Source organism: Burkholderiaceae bacterium DAT-1, assembly GCA_019084025.1.
Lineage (GTDB): Bacteria > Pseudomonadota > Gammaproteobacteria > Burkholderiales > Chitinimonadaceae > DAT-1.
This window is the reverse complement of the sequence record JAHRBI010000001.1, coordinates 218,768-234,419: the sequence shown is the minus strand read 5'-3', so window position 1 is coordinate 234,419 and position 15,652 is coordinate 218,768. Positions and strand designations below refer to the sequence as shown.

Sequence of the window (15,652 nt, the reverse complement as noted above, 5' to 3'; positions counted from 1 at the left end):
AGTCGCCCCGCTGACCGGCAGCAGCCGGCCTTCGATCCGCCCTGGCATTCAAAGGAGACAACCATGGCACATATCGTTGTACTGGGCGCAGGGACGGGCGGGATGCCCGCCGCCTATGAATTGCGCGAAAAGCTTGGCTCATCCCATCAGATCACCGTGGTGAATGCGGTGGATTACTTCCAGTTTGTACCATCTAACCCATGGGTGGCCGTGGGTTGGCGCGAACGCGAGGATATTACGTTCCAGATTCGCCCTTATCTGGAAAAAAAGGGGATCGGTTTTGTCGCGCAGCGGGTGGAAAAAATCGATGCAGAGGCCAGTCAGCTTCTGCTGGCTGATCAGTCGACGCTGGCATACGACTATCTGGTGATTACCACCGGGCCCAAGCTTTCCTTCGATGAAGTGCCCGGCGCGGGGCCGCATAGCGGGTTCACCCAGTCGATCTGTACCGTCGATCATGCAGAGCGCACGCACGAGGCATACAAGCATTTTCTGGAAGACCCGGGGCCGGCCATCATTGGTGCCATGCCGGGTGCATCCTGCTTTGGCCCTGCGTATGAGTTTTCCTTTATCTTCAATACTGATCTGCGCAAGCGCAAGCTACGCAACAAGGTTCCCATGACCTATGTCACCAGTGAGCCCTATATCGGGCATCTGGGGCTGGGCGGCGTGGGCGACTCCAAGTCCATGCTGGAAAGCGAGTTCCGCAATAACGACATCAAGTGGATCTGCAATGCCAAGGTTACCAAAGTAGAAGACGGCAAAATGTACGTCACCGAAATGGATGATCAGGGCAATGTGAAAAAGGAGCACGAACTGCCGTTCAAGTTCAGCATGATGTTGCCCGCATTCAAGGGCGTCGACCCGGTGGCATCTGTCGAAGGCCTGTGCAATCCGCGCGGTTTTGTTCTGGTAGACGAATTCCAGCGCAGCAAGAAGTATCGCAATATTTTCTCGGCAGGCGTGTGCATTGCAATTCCGCCTGTTGAGGTGACTCCTGTACCAACGGGCGCACCAAAGACAGGCTATATGATCGAAACCATGGTCACCGCGATTGTGCACAATATTGCGGCTGATCTGGATGGCAAGCCAGGCACGGCCAAAGGCAGCTGGAACGCAATCTGCCTTGCAGATATGGGCGATACCGGTGCCGCTTTTGTGGCCTTACCGCAAATTCCACCCAGAAACGTGAACTGGTTTAAAAAGGGCAAGTGGGTGCATCTTGCCAAGATCGCCTTCGAAAAGTATTTCATGCACAAGATGAAGGCTGGCACATCCGAGCCGATTTACGAGAAATATGTGCTCAAATCACTTGGGATTGAACGGCTGGATCACTAGTGAAGCGGCGCACAAATAAAACAAGCCGCTGGGCGTTGCTCAGCGGCTTGTTTACTTGAGTCGTTTGCAGATTGTCCTGCCGCTTTAGTTGGCCATCGCGCGGTTGCTGACCAATTCCAGCTCAACAGCCTGCACATCCGGATCTGCTGCCAGCTGCTGGGTCAGTGCCTGCAATTCTACCCCGGCCGGCGCCTTCAGCAAGACCATGTCACGTGTGCGGAATTGCACCGACAGGTTGTAGCGTTTGGCAACGCTGGCATAGCTGTCCGCCGCTTTCAGGTTGACCAGCAATCCGCCGCTGACGACGCCCGGTACCGCATCATCTTCATTATGCAATTCATCCCCAATATACAATCCGTCAGGAGGATTGCCGGGAGCGGACGCTGCACTTTTGCCGGTTCCGCGCAGGTTCGCGTTTTGTCTACTTGCAGCAACCTTGAACCATCTCTGGCCGCCGATCACGAATGCTTGACCGGATTGCTTGCTTGCCAGCGGGCTGATGGTGGGTGCGGCTGCGAGTGCCGCTGCACTCGGACGAACTGTATTGGCAGCATGTGCAGTGCTCGCTACACCCAGTGCGGTCAGGCTTGCCAGCAGCAGGGGGCGGAATGTTGAAGTCTTGTTCATGATTGACACTCCTATTAGCTCTTCTTGTGACCGATGAAGCGGATCGACCACGATTGCAGCGTGCCATCGGTTGCATTGTTATTGATGCGTGCAGCACTCCATGCGCCGGAACCGGCGTTGTAGAGGTAGTAGCCACCTACAGCTGCGCTGGTATCAATGACGCGCAGGGTCCACTTGCCCTTGCCCGATTCGCCATAGAAATGGTTGGACAGCATGCGCTGTTCAGCCAGGGCTCGGGTGGTCAGCAAAGAATTGTTCGGCGACAAAATGACACTGCGGGTGCCAGACGGCGAGATCAATTCAAAAGCCAGATCACGCGGACGGGTATGCGCGACATTCACGCGAACCTGTACGGCTTCGATGGTCATATTGTCTGCTAGCTCGAAGGTGCTGGATGCGCCGTCTAGTTTACCGTCCGGAATCCGCGCATTGCTGCTCACCTTATTCCAGTCAGTCCAGATCTGTGCAGGCAGCGGATTGCTATAGAACAAAGCAGCCTCGACCGCGCGGTCTACGTCGACCAGACCGAAGCCGTAGAAGTTGTGGAAATTGTATCCGGCGGCATTCTTCTGCCAGCCCGGGATCGCGACATAAGGCGTCTTGCTGCCATCCTTGCCGAGCACATCCAGCGACACGCCTGCATTGTCTGCATCGACCTTGCGAGCGGTGCTGATCAGAATATGGCGAACATCGCGCCAGTTCAGCGCCGGATTGGTGGACATCACCAATGCAACCGCGCCGGACACGGATGGTGCGGCAGCCGAGGTACCATTCATCTGGCCGGTGAAGTTGCAGTTCGGATCAAGTGCGGTACCGCCCTGAAGCGAGTTTGAAGTCGCTCCGGTGACATTGAATCCGCGTTTGCACCCGGTTAGATCCGTGGTGACCATTGCCGGGCTATCGGTTCCATATTCGCCACCCGTACCGGTCAGGAGTACAGATGCGCCCGGTGTGGAATAGGACGAGCGCACACCATCTGCGTTCAGGGCGGCGATGACCATATTCCAGTAGTTATTATTGGCTGGCTCAAGGTTGGCATCTTGCAGCGGCATGGCGCGGTCGTTGAAGACGTAGCCGGTGTTGCCGTCAGTCAGACCCACCGTGATATTGTTGTAACCATTGCCCGCAGATTTCACAAATAGCGATCCGCGTCCCCAGTGACTGAAGCGGGTCACTTCCTCATACGTCTGTTCTTGCAGACGCAGGCTCAGATTGACGCTGGTATCGGCGTTCACGCCGCCAGTGAGACTGGAACCATAACTTTGGTTGAACACACGTGAGTCGGTGTTAGACACCAGCGGTGCGTCATTGGGGAGCTTACCGTGTGAGTGCAAGAACGCATCTTGGCTTTGATTGAGCAGGTAGTTGTAACCCTTAAGACCTGCGCTGGGTGCGACGCCGCGGCCACCGATATTGTTCCAGCCTACCGCTGCCGCAACACCCGCAACGGCGGTGCCGTGACCGTTGTTGCCACTCGGCGTCGGATCATCAGTGCCCGTGACAAAATTTTTGGAGCCCGGTTTGACGTTTGCAGCGAGATCCGGATGGGCGATTTCGAGGCCATCGTCGATCACCGCAACGGTAATACCCACGCCGCGAATACCGCGTAAATGGGTGAAGGCCAAATTGAGATCGTTACCTGCCTTACCCCCACGCGCCGAAAAGGCGGTTTGCCCGGTGTTTTTGAGGTACCACTGTTCCTTGACGAGCGGGTCACCCGGCTGAAGTTGATAGTTTGATGCAGCATGCGCATAAGCGAGTGACAACGCACCGCAAACCGCCAGTGTGCAGATTTTCGGTTTCATCCGATCCTCCATGCTTGTGATTATTGATATCAGGACAACAAGTGCTTGTTTGCACGGGGGTGGATCATGACACGCATGTCAGATTTGGGTAAATGGCATGTGAAATGAATCGAAAGTTATTTGGACTAAAGTGGAAATGCAATGATTCATATATTGCATATTTTGTGCATTGCGCTATCTTTGGACTGGCTTGAGTCGAGCCAATCATGATCTACAAATTTTGCATTGCACAAATAGTTTCCGCCTGTCAGGTAGATGAAACGCTGTGGGTTGAATGAAACACATCGCCTGTATTGAATGCTGCCAATTTGTGGCAGGATATGCGCATGTCCCGCGCCCAGCGTCTGCTTGATCTCCTTCAACTATTGCGTCGCCACCGCTTCCCGGTGACGGGGGCAGTGCTTGCCGAGTCACTCGGTATCAGCTTGCGTACCCTGTATCGCGATATCGCCGAACTTCAGGCGCAAGGTGCCAGTATTGATGGTGAGCCGGGGCTGGGCTATGTACTGCGCCCGGGCTTTATGCTGCCGCCCCTGATGTTTTCGCAGGAAGAGCTCGAAGCACTTGTGCTGGGCGTACGCTGGGTAGCCTTCAAGAGCGAGCCCGGCCTGGGCGCCGCTGCGCGCAATGCGCTGGCGAAAATCGAGGCAGTGCTCCCGGAAGAATTGCGACGCGAAGTCGATCAATCCGGCTTGCTGGTCGGCCCGCCAAATGCACCTATGGCTGGCGATATCGAGCTGCCGCGCATACGTCTGGCGATTCGACTAGAACGTGTGCTCACCATTGCCTATCGGGATGCAAAGGGTGATGCTTCCACGCGTACCATCTGGCCAATCGCGCTCGCTTTCTTCGATCAAGTCCGGGTGGTGGTCGCCTGGTGCGAGCTGCGACAGTCATTCCGGCATTTTCGTACCGATCGCATTGAGTCCCTTCAGTTGTCCGATTCTCGTTATCCCAAACGCCGCCTCATGCTGCTCAAGGCATGGCGCGAACTGGAGGGGATCGGCGATTTCGCTACGAGGTAGTCTACTGCTGACATATTCTGTCAGTAGTGATGCGTACACTGGGTTTCATCAGCCGGCCCGTTGTGGTGCCGGAATACACCGAGTGGAGGCATACCATGCAACATCCCAGCTATACCCTGCTGTACGTTGACAATCCCCTGTCCAGTGCCGACTTTTATCGCGGCCTATTGGGGATCGAGCCAGTAGAGTGCTCGCCCGGCTTTGCGCTCTTTGTGCTTGAAAATGGCCACAAGCTGGGGATGTGGACGGTCAGTCATGTGGAGCCTGCTGCGAACCAGAAGGGCGGCGGCGGGGAGTTGTGCTTCACGGTTGAATCGGATGCAGAAGTGGATGCACAGTTTGCACGCTGGACGGCAGCCGGACTGACTATGGCACAGACGCCTACCCAGATGGACTTTGGCTATACATTCGTGGCGCTAGACCCGGATGGGCATCGTCTGCGGGTGTTTGCGCCGGGGGCAATGTAATGAAGTGCTGGCTGGCAGTTGCATCTGCTGATCACGTCAGCATCGGGCGGGCTGCAGGCTTCATGCAAGTGTGCCATGGCAAATGCAAGCCCCTGCAGCGTATGCGGCCGGGAGATCTTGTCGTGTATTACTCGCCTAGCCAGGTCATGGGCGTGAAGGATGGGTTGATGCAATTCACTGCAATCGGTCAGGTCAGGGAAGGCATCCCCTATCAGGCGGATATGGGCGGTGGATTCCACCCGTTCCGCCGGGATGTCGACTGGTTTCCGTCTGTGCAAGCAGCCATTCGGCCTTTGCTGGATCGCCTGTCATTTTCAGCGGGCAAGCCCGGTTGGGGCTATATGCTGCGTTTCGGCCTGGTTGAAATCGCGCAATCCGATATGCAGGTCATTGCGCAGGCGATGGCGGTGGAGCCGGATTACGCCGGCTCGCTGTGGCCGGACGCTTTGAGTGCTGCGGCGTAGTCTGACTGAGCCTGATTCAAGTTGGTCAGCCGCTGCTGAAATTCGCGCAATGCCTTCAGAAACTCCACCGGGTTGACCTGGTGGAGTTCCAGATCGGTGACCAGTGCGTTCCAGCGAGGATGGAGGACATCGCTGATGCCGCGTTTGAAGGCGCTTTGCCGCTCAACCAGACTGCGCTGATGGGCGTACAGTTTGGAAAAAGTATGCAGTTCTTCCGATGGCATATGCGCCACCGCCTGACTGGCAATGGCGGCATCCCAGGCATCTTGCGCGGGATCAATCGAGGATGCGCCGATGCCATAGTGGCCATCCATATGCTTCTCGAGCAAGGCCGCCACTTTGCTTTGAGGCAAGCCGGACCGGATGTCGGATAAGACCTGTCTTTCGACTTCGTTTATCGTTTGCAATGCTTGGCGATTTGCGGCGATGCTTTCCTCTACGGATTTGAGATTGCTGGCGATTTCGGCGCGAATGCGCTGAGTCGCCAGTTCCGCCTCATGTCGTTTATGTACTTTTGTATACTGATGTTCAATGGCAATCGCCGTCAGAATACCAATGACAATCATGGCGAATTCTTTGAAAAACTCTTTCAGGGAATGCACCTGTACGCGACGAATATCAAACACAATAGCTTCCTCATCAATCGATTTTTGTTATCAGCGGACGCGTCATCACCAGCGCATCGGCGATGCAGCCGACAATGGGTTTGCGATCTTGCCTCACAAAGCCTGCCCTGCGCCAGAAATTAAGCGCAGGCAGATTGGTTTCGATCACGGCCAGTCGTAATTGCGACAGTTGCCAATGGGACGCCTGCGTGCAGATCTGGGTCAGCACGCGGGTGCCAAGACCTTTGCCCTGATGCGATTCCGCCAGTAACAGCAGGCCGATGTAGCAGGTCTGATCGTCCGGAAATCCCTGTAGCAGGTCGACTACGCCAACCAGTTTGGCAGCGTCATATATTCCGAATACATGTTTGCGGGTGCGCGCCACGGCGGGCGGGCAGGCCTCGAACAGATCAATGACCTCCTCTTCCGACCACGCGCGGCCATACACTGCACGGAAGTACCCCGGTGCATTGTCGTAGAGATGCCGAATTGCATCGCGGCTATCTGGCGAATCGGGCAGCGGTAAGAGCTCAGTCATGCTTCATGTTTTCATGTTTATTAAGGAGGGCATGTATCGCGCTGTCTATCAAGGGCCGTACCTGAGCATCCGGCAGTCTGGCCAGTTCGTCCAGCGACCGTGTTTGACCGAGCTCGCGGGCAATCAGCCAGCCGATAACGTATGCACGCCTGCGAGGTAGCCTTCCAGTTTCCGGACCTGTATTTGCGATTTCCGAAATGACGGCAGGGTCCGAGCTATCCAGCTTGGGTTGCAGATCATGTAGCGCTTCCGGCAAGGCAGCCAGTGTGCGGGAGTGGAGGCCTGGGGGGAAGTCTAGCAATGCTTCTGCATCGTTCGCATCAGGGTTAAGTGTGCGGGAGACATGAACGGCTAGTCCTTCGGTCCACAATCTGCACCAGAGCTCTGCGCAGCTGTTAAAAAAACTGCCGTGATAGATATGGAACAGCTCATGATGAAAGAAAGTGGATTCGCTGCGAAACCCCTTGTGATAACGCACCATGGCATCAAGACCAAACACGAGATAGGTCTGGCCGTTGAAGGAGCGTGGCCCGCCATCCATTTCGCCAAGCGAATGAACAAGGTATACCGGTAAAGTCATCTGGAAGCCCGGAAATGCCTGCTTGAACGAGACAAGGTCAGCTTGATAGCGGGCGCTAAATTGCCGGGCTTTTTCAATGTAATCATTACGTATGGCGTCAAACTCAGAAAGGGCCTTGCGCATCCGCCCGTCGAGTTCGGCTTCCGACAGGTTGCCATTAAATCGCTCAATCCCATAAAAGCCAGGGAATTGTTGATTCATTGCTTGTTTGAGTGCGTGGATTCGCTCCGAAATAGGACTTGTACTTGTGGCATCGTACGAATTTACGAATACGGATGAAAGATCATGAACTGATGGGCCGGGCGTGTCTGGGGAGGAGGCCGCTTGCGCGCCGGATATCAGTAGCAGGCTCAAAAAAATTGCAACGAATCGCATCATGGATCCCATTGGGCTGAAGGCATGAACATGCCACCGTCTATTATCAAAATCCAGATACAGCACATCCGACGCAAAAGCATTCATGGTGAAAAACCACGAATCCCTTCGGTTGGTGTGGATCTGTTGAGGTTCAGTGAGAGCGGGTTAGGTTAGGCTTGAAATACAAGTCAATCACGGCCGGACATCACAGCTCATCAATCAGCCTCATCATTCAATTGTCAGTCCAAATGATGCGGTTCCCTTGTTGATTATTTCCGCTTCCGACCACTCGCGGCCATACACTGCCCGGAAATACCCCGGTGCATTGTCGTAGAGATGCCGAGTTGCATTGCGGCTATCTGGCGAATCGGGAAGCGGGGAGAGCTCAGTCACATGTCACCCCAATACCCTTGCTATGACAAACCCATCATATCCCTTGCATCCGACTGTCTGCAGTGCCGTCGCTTCCAGTCGTGGATCAGCTGCGATCAGGTCAATATAGGTACGCACACCCTGTACATTTGCATCGTCGCTGGCTGCATCTACTACCTTGCCATCGCGGACCACGTTGTCACCAATGATGAGCGTGCCGGGGCGTGACAATTCGAGTGCCCACTTGAGGTAGATCGGATTTGAGGGTTTGTCGGCATCAATAAAAACCAGGTCAAACGGGCCTTCATGGACGAGTGAGGGCAGTGTATCCGCCGCCTTTCCTTCATGCAGACGAATGCGCTCGCTGACACCCGAGTCGGCAATGTTCTGGCGTGCCACAGCAGCGTGAACGGGGTTCGCTTCCAGCGTGTGGATGATCCCGCCTGCAGATAACCCGCGCGCCATCCAGATCGTGCTGTAAGCACCCAGCGTGCCGATCTCCAGAATGCGGGTCGCGCCGGTGAGTTTGATCATGAGCTGCAAGAATGCACCCTGATTCGGCGCAACTTGATGTGCCGGCAGTCCGGCCGCATCTGCGCGTGCCTGAGCGCGATCCAGAACGGGATCGCTTGGATGAAGCTGATCGCTAAAGTATTGGTCGACTGCGGTCCAGATGGAGAGGGGCATGGAGATAACCTGTGTGGATGAAGGAAATGCGTCCGTACACGTGACGGTCAGAGAACCGGGGCCGATTGATCTGAAGCCGAAACATGCCACTGCCCCTTCACAAAATCCAGATACAGTACATCCGACTCGAAGGCTTTCATGCCCAGCACGCCGCGAACGCCGGCTGGGGGCTTGAAATCTGCAGCAATGCAGTGCGATAGATGCAATTCCCGACTGAGTTGTGTACCGATTGAGACTGGTTGGGATTCCACGGTGGATTGGCATTGGGCCCGCGTTTGACCGCGAGCAGCGGTGTCGGTTGCAATTGAGGTTTGAGCAGTGATCACCTGCCAGTCCGATTCTTCGAATAAGGCCACTCCAAATGCGGCCGCGCCCGTGTCTATCATCACAGGGATCCGGCCTAGTGGCGGAAATTCGACTTCGACCACAGGAAAAAAGCCATCCCAGTCCGGTACGGTGATCAGCTTCAGTGGCTCGCCGGCAGGTGAGCTAATCGCAGAAGTTTGTCCGATGCGCCGCAACCGCTGTGCCTTAAAGTCGATTGCCAGCGTGCTGCCCGCAAAATACCCCGCGCCAAGGCTGCCACAGCGCATGTGCTCACCAATTGGGCCAGTCTCGGCACCATCGAACCATTGATCCACGGCCTCACGCAAATGTGCAGGTGATGACCCAGAGGTGATACCGTGGAATCCGGTGTCCAGCTGAACCAGACAGGTTTTTCCTTGATATGGAATGCGCAGCAGGATGGCTGCGTGAGGCTCAGTCTGGCCGAACAGTCGCGCCGACACCCACTCAAAAGGCTGCCATGCGGACACCGCGCCAACAGACAGATTGATGCCACATGCAAATAGAGAAATGAGAATACGGCCGAGCAGGTGAGTCATTGTAGAAAAATCATTCTAGACAAAGTTTTCTATATTGATTTACGCTAGTCAGCATTCCAACACGAAAGCCTGTTTCATGCGAATGTTGTCTGAATTGCTGAGTATCTGTCTGAGTCTGTGTGGCGTGGCCGCGAGTGCGGGCGAATCTGTGCCTGCGTATTCATTAAGCCGTACCGAAGTCCGCGACATCCATTCGACCTTGCTCAAGCGCGACTATCAAGTGTTCGTCAGTTTGCCAGCAGGATATGAATCGTCCACACGCCGTTATCCTGTCGTATTTGTCACGGATGCGAATTACGGCTTTCCCCTCGTGCGCGCGATGGTGGCGCGTCTGCATCACGAGTCGCGCAATCTGAGCGACTTGATTGTGGTGGGCTTGTCCTATGCAGCCGGTAACACGCCAGAACAAAGCCGGAACCGCGATTACACCCCCACTGCAAGCGGGTATGAAACCGAACCGGGAGAAACTGTCTGGCCGCACGGTGGAGCAGAGGCCTATCGCCAGCATATCAAGCAGGAGATATTTCCCGTGATCAGCAAGTATTACCGGGCTGATATGAACAGCAAAACCTTGATCGGGCATTCATTTGGCGGTTTGTTCGGTGCCTATGTATTGGTGTCTGACCCCGAAATGTTCCAGCAATACCTGCTGAGCAGCCCGTCACTGTGGTACGACAAGGAGTGGATATTCAAACGGCTTCATTCGATGCTGGATGCTAGACATGATTTGAGTGCAAGAATCTATCTGGGTATCGGATCGTTTGAGCGCCCCAACCCGAATCCCCACAAACCAGACCCGCGCTTTAATCGTGATACGGACATGGTGGACGAAGTGAAGCGTTTTGCACGCACACTGCGCAAGGCACGATTCCCGAATCTTCAGATTTTGGACGAGGTGATCGCAGGCGAAGATCACCTCACAGTCAATCCGATCACGTATACCCATGGCCTGATGTGGTTGCTGCCGGGCTCGAAAGATCGATCATCCGGCACGCATTAAACAGGTGCGTGACATACCGCTTCGATATTGTGTCCATCCGGGTCGAGTACAAATGCACCGTAATAATCGGGATGATAATGCGGGCGTAATCCGGGTGCCCCATTGTCGGTGCCGCCAGCTGCAAGGGCTGCGGCATGAAAGGCGTCGACCTCGGCCCGTGTGTTGACGCGAAATGCAACGTGGATGGCGGGACGATTCGGCGTGCCTTTGCTGATCCAGAAATCAGGTTTAGACGGCTCGCCAAAGCCCGCCACATCGGTGTGGCCGGTCACTTCGGCAGGGAAAGACATCAGCATGGTGTAGCCAATGGGTGCAAGTGCCTGCTGATAGAACATTTTGCTACGTTCGAAGTCGCTGACGACAACGCCGGTGTGATCAATCATGAGTTAAGCCTCCTAGCTGTTTCAGATGTAAGCCTACCGACTGATGGTCCGGGCAGGCCAGGCAATGCTAGCTATCAATATTATTGAATGTCGATGTATAATTAAAAAAAACTATGAAAATCGTATTGCGATGATTTATTGGGGAAATGAGCAGTGCTCAGCCGGCGGTAAGTCGGTTTGTCGCATTATTTCATTGAGCGTTCTGGGTAGCATCATGCCGATGGCATGAATTGACTTAGCTGCCATCCTCGTCCAACATCGTCAGAACAAGTACAAACAATACGTACAATCAAGAACCCCTGTCAAAACTGAACAAGATGGTGTCAGGCCTCGCTTGGCAACGTGCCCGCGATTGCACTGTCTCGGTTTGGACGATGGCTCTACAAAATAAGTATGACGGAGGGATTGTGAACCCAAGGCAACTGGCGCTATTGGATCAATTGGCGAATTCTGCCGATGCGGATTCTTGTTTCGAGTGCATTGCTGTGTATGCTCAGGAATTGGGGTTTGAGTATTGCACGCATGGGATGCGTATGCCGCTGCCGATTACGCGGCCTCGCACCAGTATGTACAGTAATTACCCAGCAGCATGGCTGGCCCGCTATCAGGAGCGGGGCTATATCGACATCGACCCGACTGTTGCCCATGGCATGCGCAGTTCGGCACCCGCCATTTGGAATGATGCATTTTTTGCGGCTGTGCCCGCATTCTGGGAAGAAGCAAAATCCTACGGTTTGAATTACGGATGGGCGCAGTCCCGTCGTGATCCAGAGGGAACCTACAGTCTACTGGTGCTGGCGCGCAGTCAGGGCGAGTTAAGCGAATCCGAACTCTACCGGCTGACGCCGTTCATGCAATGGCTGGTTCATGCCGCGCATGAAGCCATGAAATCGGCTGGCGGTGCGGAGTTTACGTGGTCGACCGATGTCCGCTTAACAGATCGCGAAATTGACGTGCTGCGCTGGACCGCAGAGGGTAAGACGTCTGCCGAGATCGCCAATATTCTGGATATTGCCGAGCGCACCGTGAACTTTCATATCAATAGTGCGGTTGCAAAGCTGGGCGCTTGCAACCGCACCAGTGCGGCTGTGAGAGCCGCTATGCTCGGTTTATTATGGTAGAGACCCTACCGGGTCACCGTCACTGACGGCATCAGTGTCAGTCCGAGCACGCTGGAAATTGTATGTTCCCATTGTAGTTCGGTCATCAGGTGGGCGATGAAACGCCGAGTATCCCAGTCGTTCAGATGGGTACCCTCATGATCCACCATGCGTACATTGGTGCGCAGGGTTTCCCAGCGTGCATCAATACTGAGCCGTCGGCAGTCGTAATCCCAGTCCCATGAAAAGCTGAGCGCGCAGGGACGGCGGTTGCTTGCCCACTCGGTATACCCCCTGATTTTGCCGAGAGGCAGGCAAGAGGCGGGATCAAGCTCGTCCATCTCCGAGTAGAGATGGGTATGGGTGTAGTGCTTCAGCTCGTTTGGATGTATGCAAATATGCAAATTCATTCGGATGACCTCTTGAGGTGCCGAATCTGGCGGGTTCAAGAATAAATGTACGTGAGGCATGCCGGCTATGCCAATCATTCCGTGATGGGTTTCATGCTTGCAATGCGGCTATTGGCGCCTGTCTGGTCTGTGTCAGCTCAAGCAAGGTTTCCATGGCGCGTACCCCATCAGAACGCTGTAGTCTGGACGGACGTTCGCGCTTAATGGCCGCAGCCTCGATCTGTTCAAGTGCCGCAATCGACCGTGCGGTGACTGCAATCACGAATGCCAGCACAGGTTTGCCGTCAATGATTTCAGGCGGACCAAAACGCAGGCATTCGACACCTGCACGCTGTAGCAGACGTTCCACTGGCGTAGTAGACACGGCGATCAAGTGCGTGACGGCCTGCTCATTGCAAAAACGAAGCGCCTGCAGGAGTACGCGCTCTGCCATATGAATGTCACCTTCTGCGCCTTGATCCATCGGATCCATCGCTGCAAACCGTGAAAGCTCCCAAACCTTTTCGTGACGGGGCGCCTCAATTCCGTTTAATAGCTGCGGGAATACCGACTCGAGCAGATAGCGCCCGGTGGTGGGTAGAAGTCGTCCGCAGCCCACAATGTGATCTGAATGATTGCGTGCGATGATATGAATGGTGTCGGGTAAGTCGAATTGATCCTGTTCATATCCCTCCTGCACATTGGGCAAGCTCCAGTTTAGACGCTGGACAAACACTCGATAGCGATAGCGGGCAAGTGATTCAATTGTGGAAATGGATAAATTGCGAGCGGATGCGGTCTGGAAGTTCATTCTGGGGGTCCATGGAGTTGATTGCGGTAGCCCATGGTCGAATGAATTTCAATATCGGACATACTGTCAAAAATGACAGGTTCAGTTTCTTGGATTCGGGTATGGCGAATATAGCATGTGTCGCATTGTGAATGTCGCGACATGATGGTTAATGTATTGATTGTTTGGGTGATTTTGTATTTTTTGATGCGGATTGATCGGGTTGCATAAATATAGCCATTTTAAAAGTATGCGCCAGGTGTAGAGGGATTTTCATTGTGAGTAAATACTCCATCTGTGTATCAAAGTACAAGTTGCTAGGCATGAAAGAGGGATAGGCTGAGTGCGTCTTTTCAGTCTGGTAGTTATGTGCGGGATATTGAAGCTGTTCGGATAAAGCTGGTGCATCAACGGCTGTGGCATCTTGCTTCGTATATATGAGCTTGAAGGTGGAGGTTCAATAGATCGATCATCAACAATGCGGTCATGATTCAGTTTGATGATTGCCCGATTAAAAAGCGTGTCTGGTGCGATTCAAGTTCAAGAGTGCAAAAGCCAAAGGTTTGAGTGAGGTGTGTGACAGGTCAACGTGTATTAGAACGGATCGAACACTGACACGGCGATTCATCTGCTCGCCATTGGCAGCCGGGAGGCATGGATAAATAAAGGCACGAACGTGCTTGCCTTGCCAGGCCTTGAGGTGCTGGCCGTTCAACTGCGCCGGAGCGGTGTTTGGATGTGGTGTCACCACTTTCCAATGTGGAATGGATGCCTTAAAAGTGCATTCCCCCTTGATTGTGCGCGTGAATTGCCAGACGGTATTGTCAGATTCCGGGTATGTCGCGAAGTTGATTTTTGAATAGGCAAAGAAGCAGGCAATGCATCATTCGATCTAGAACCTTAATAAGTGAATGGATGATGATATCCCGCTTGCCGGAGTACAACGTAAACGGCAATGCAAATCATATGAGTGATGACGCAAATGATGGCTTACCTCTGAAGTCTGGATGGTAAAACTGTAAAGAGATCGGCACATGAGTCATTGCTCGGATGCATGCTGGTGATGATTCGAGCGGCTCTGTAAATAGGAAGACCTATCGAGCGGACTTTTTATCGGCCCCTGATATGACAGCAGGAATGAGAAATAGTGGGTATGTCAATTTGAGTGATTCATCGTGATTGGGTGTAACAACCGATATCGAGATATGCGCTTGTTGGCATATATGTACGCTATCTTTCTTTGATCATATGAATATTGATGGCGGAAATATTCGATTCACCATGAATCCGATGCGCCGCTAAAAGTGTTGTATCCAGCACTGATTCAGCAAGGCCGGGCACTGAATGAAGAGGTGCGCGCCTATGTAAATCCATTCATTGGAATCCTGATGCAGCTGCATGATATTACCCGCGTGATCATGCATTCACCTTGCGATTAATGTACATCGAAAGATCGGTGGTGTCATTGCTATGCTTAATTTTTACCAATTCCTTTTCTTTTGTATTGGGTATTGGCAAATCAGCTTACAGATATCCGGCTATCTGCATGTTTGTTTAAAAAAACGTTGCGGTTGCAATCAGTCAGGTCTGTCTGCCGATTGACTGATGGCTGCCGGGACGTAGACATGTACTACCAGAAAATACGGATGGAAACCTTGTGATTAGTATAACTGATTGATTTGTATGGTTGGTTAGTGAGCGGTTAGGGTGAAATTAGCACTGTTTAGTGGCCGCTCGTGCAGTGATCCGCGACAGTGTCGACCAGACAGATATCGATGTCGTGTCTGTCTGGGCTGGATCGGATGTCATGAAATTGAATGCATGGATGTACAGGCTGCGTAAGCCCCGCTCTAGTAATGAATGAATTTTAATATCAAGGAAAATGATCATGGTTGTATTAGCTCCCCCGCTCGTTGCACTGGTATTGTCAGTAATGGGTATTGGTATATATTCATCCCGTACCGAGTCAGTTCCGCTCGATAGTACGAATACCTTGCAGGCCGTTCAGTCCAATCCTGCAAAAGAGATCACTGTGCCAGCGGCAGAGGTATCACTGGCTCGTTCGGCCGGAAACCAGGCCGTGGTTGTGGCAAGCGCGCAGCCGGGCAAGGCGGGTGTCGAGCGAGTTGCTCAGTCAAATGCACGTACAAGCGAGCAGGAAGCTCAATTAATCCGCGATGCAATCGATCGGGTTGAGCCATAGTCGTTCCGCTTGTGCTGCGAAACCAACCCCACCGCTCG

At 53.6% G+C, this 15,652-nt stretch carries 18 protein-coding genes; 7 read left to right on the top strand and 11 right to left on the bottom strand.

The features are described from left to right. The first annotated feature begins 63 nt into the window (after positions 1 to 63). Positions 64 to 1,338: an NAD(P)/FAD-dependent oxidoreductase gene (locus tag KSF73_01050; GenBank protein ID MBV1774293.1), complete on the top strand. Its 1,275-nt coding sequence runs from the start codon at positions 64 to 66 to the stop codon at positions 1,336 to 1,338. A gap of 84 nt (positions 1,339 to 1,422) precedes the next feature. Here KSF73_01050 and KSF73_01045 read toward each other — a convergent pair whose 3' ends face one another. Both KSF73_01045 and KSF73_01040 read right to left on the bottom strand, forming a co-directional pair. Then, positions 1,423 to 1,965, bottom strand: coding sequence for a hypothetical protein (locus KSF73_01045; protein MBV1774292.1), 543 nt, complete (start codon positions 1,963 to 1,965; stop codon positions 1,423 to 1,425). A 14-nt stretch (positions 1,966 to 1,979) separates the two neighbouring features. Continuing rightward, positions 1,980 to 3,770 (bottom strand): S8 family serine peptidase, encoded by a 1,791-nt coding sequence (locus tag KSF73_01040; GenBank protein ID MBV1774291.1) that lies wholly within the window; start codon positions 3,768 to 3,770, stop codon positions 1,980 to 1,982. Between the two features lie 326 nt (positions 3,771 to 4,096). On the opposite strand from KSF73_01040, the gene KSF73_01035 reads away from it, so the two are divergent. The 3 genes from KSF73_01035 to KSF73_01025 all read left to right on the top strand — a co-directional run bounded on the left by KSF73_01035 (position 4,097) and on the right by KSF73_01025 (position 5,726). Beyond that, a complete protein-coding gene (locus KSF73_01035) occupies positions 4,097 to 4,795 on the top strand; it encodes a YafY family transcriptional regulator (protein MBV1774290.1) in 699 nt (232 codons plus the stop codon). Between the two features lie 95 nt (positions 4,796 to 4,890). Next, the gene (locus tag KSF73_01030; GenBank protein MBV1774289.1) at positions 4,891 to 5,262 is read left to right on the top strand and encodes a VOC family protein; all 372 of its coding nucleotides are present in this window, start codon (positions 4,891 to 4,893) and stop codon (positions 5,260 to 5,262) included. Further along, positions 5,262 to 5,726, top strand: a complete 465-nt coding sequence (locus KSF73_01025; protein ID MBV1774288.1) for an EVE domain-containing protein — start codon at positions 5,262 to 5,264, stop codon at positions 5,724 to 5,726. The genes KSF73_01030 and KSF73_01025 overlap by 1 nt, the downstream gene beginning before the upstream one ends. On the opposite strand, the gene KSF73_01020 is transcribed toward KSF73_01025, so the two are convergent. From KSF73_01020 to KSF73_00995, 6 genes are all read right to left on the bottom strand, one after another. Further along, complete coding sequence (locus tag KSF73_01020) at positions 5,681 to 6,352, bottom strand: hypothetical protein (GenBank protein ID MBV1774287.1); 672 nt, start codon at positions 6,350 to 6,352, stop codon at positions 5,681 to 5,683. The two genes, KSF73_01025 and KSF73_01020, sit on opposite strands and share 46 nt — an antisense overlap. A 13-nt stretch (positions 6,353 to 6,365) precedes the next feature. Next, the gene (locus KSF73_01015; protein MBV1774286.1) at positions 6,366 to 6,869 is read right to left on the bottom strand and encodes a GNAT family N-acetyltransferase; all 504 of its coding nucleotides are present in this window, start codon (positions 6,867 to 6,869) and stop codon (positions 6,366 to 6,368) included. Then, entirely contained in the window at positions 6,862 to 7,911 is a 1,050-nt protein-coding gene (locus KSF73_01010; GenBank protein MBV1774285.1) for a hypothetical protein, read from the bottom strand. Before KSF73_01010 ends, KSF73_01015 begins: the two co-directional genes overlap by 8 nt. Before the next feature lie 123 nt (positions 7,912 to 8,034). After that, positions 8,035 to 8,199: a hypothetical protein gene (locus KSF73_01005; protein MBV1774284.1), complete on the bottom strand. Its 165-nt coding sequence runs from the start codon at positions 8,197 to 8,199 to the stop codon at positions 8,035 to 8,037. Positions 8,200 to 8,202: 3 nt separating this feature from the next. Continuing rightward, entirely contained in the window at positions 8,203 to 8,865 is a 663-nt protein-coding gene (locus KSF73_01000; GenBank protein ID MBV1774283.1) for an O-methyltransferase, read from the bottom strand. Positions 8,866 to 8,912: 47 nt separating this feature from the next. Next, on the bottom strand, positions 8,913 to 9,749 hold the full coding sequence (locus KSF73_00995; protein ID MBV1774282.1) for a hypothetical protein: 837 nt from the start codon (positions 9,747 to 9,749) through the stop codon (positions 8,913 to 8,915). A 76-nt stretch (positions 9,750 to 9,825) separates the two neighbouring features. Here KSF73_00995 and KSF73_00990 point away from each other — a divergent pair, with 76 nt between their 5' ends. After that, on the top strand, positions 9,826 to 10,749 hold the full coding sequence (locus tag KSF73_00990) for an alpha/beta hydrolase (protein ID MBV1774281.1): 924 nt from the start codon (positions 9,826 to 9,828) through the stop codon (positions 10,747 to 10,749). Here the strand turns inward: KSF73_00990 and KSF73_00985 are convergent. Further along, positions 10,746 to 11,132: a VOC family protein gene (locus KSF73_00985; protein ID MBV1774280.1), complete on the bottom strand. Its 387-nt coding sequence runs from the start codon at positions 11,130 to 11,132 to the stop codon at positions 10,746 to 10,748. The two genes, KSF73_00990 and KSF73_00985, sit on opposite strands and share 4 nt — an antisense overlap. A 374-nt stretch (positions 11,133 to 11,506) precedes the next feature. Here KSF73_00985 and KSF73_00980 point away from each other — a divergent pair, with 374 nt between their 5' ends. Beyond that, positions 11,507 to 12,253: an autoinducer binding domain-containing protein gene (locus KSF73_00980; GenBank protein MBV1774279.1), complete on the top strand. Its 747-nt coding sequence runs from the start codon at positions 11,507 to 11,509 to the stop codon at positions 12,251 to 12,253. A 5-nt stretch (positions 12,254 to 12,258) separates the two neighbouring features. Here KSF73_00980 and KSF73_00975 read toward each other — a convergent pair whose 3' ends face one another. Together KSF73_00975 and KSF73_00970 are read right to left on the bottom strand one after the other, a co-directional pair. Then, entirely contained in the window at positions 12,259 to 12,642 is a 384-nt protein-coding gene (locus KSF73_00975) for a DUF4902 domain-containing protein (protein ID MBV1774278.1), read from the bottom strand. 91 nt (positions 12,643 to 12,733) lie between these two features. Further along, the gene (locus KSF73_00970) at positions 12,734 to 13,432 is read right to left on the bottom strand and encodes a GNAT family N-acetyltransferase (GenBank protein ID MBV1774277.1); all 699 of its coding nucleotides are present in this window, start codon (positions 13,430 to 13,432) and stop codon (positions 12,734 to 12,736) included. Between the two features lie 1,867 nt (positions 13,433 to 15,299). Between KSF73_00970 and KSF73_00965 the strand changes: the two genes are divergently transcribed. Beyond that, entirely contained in the window at positions 15,300 to 15,614 is a 315-nt protein-coding gene (locus tag KSF73_00965) for a hypothetical protein (GenBank protein ID MBV1774276.1), read from the top strand. Positions 15,615 to 15,652: the final 38 nt, after the last annotated feature.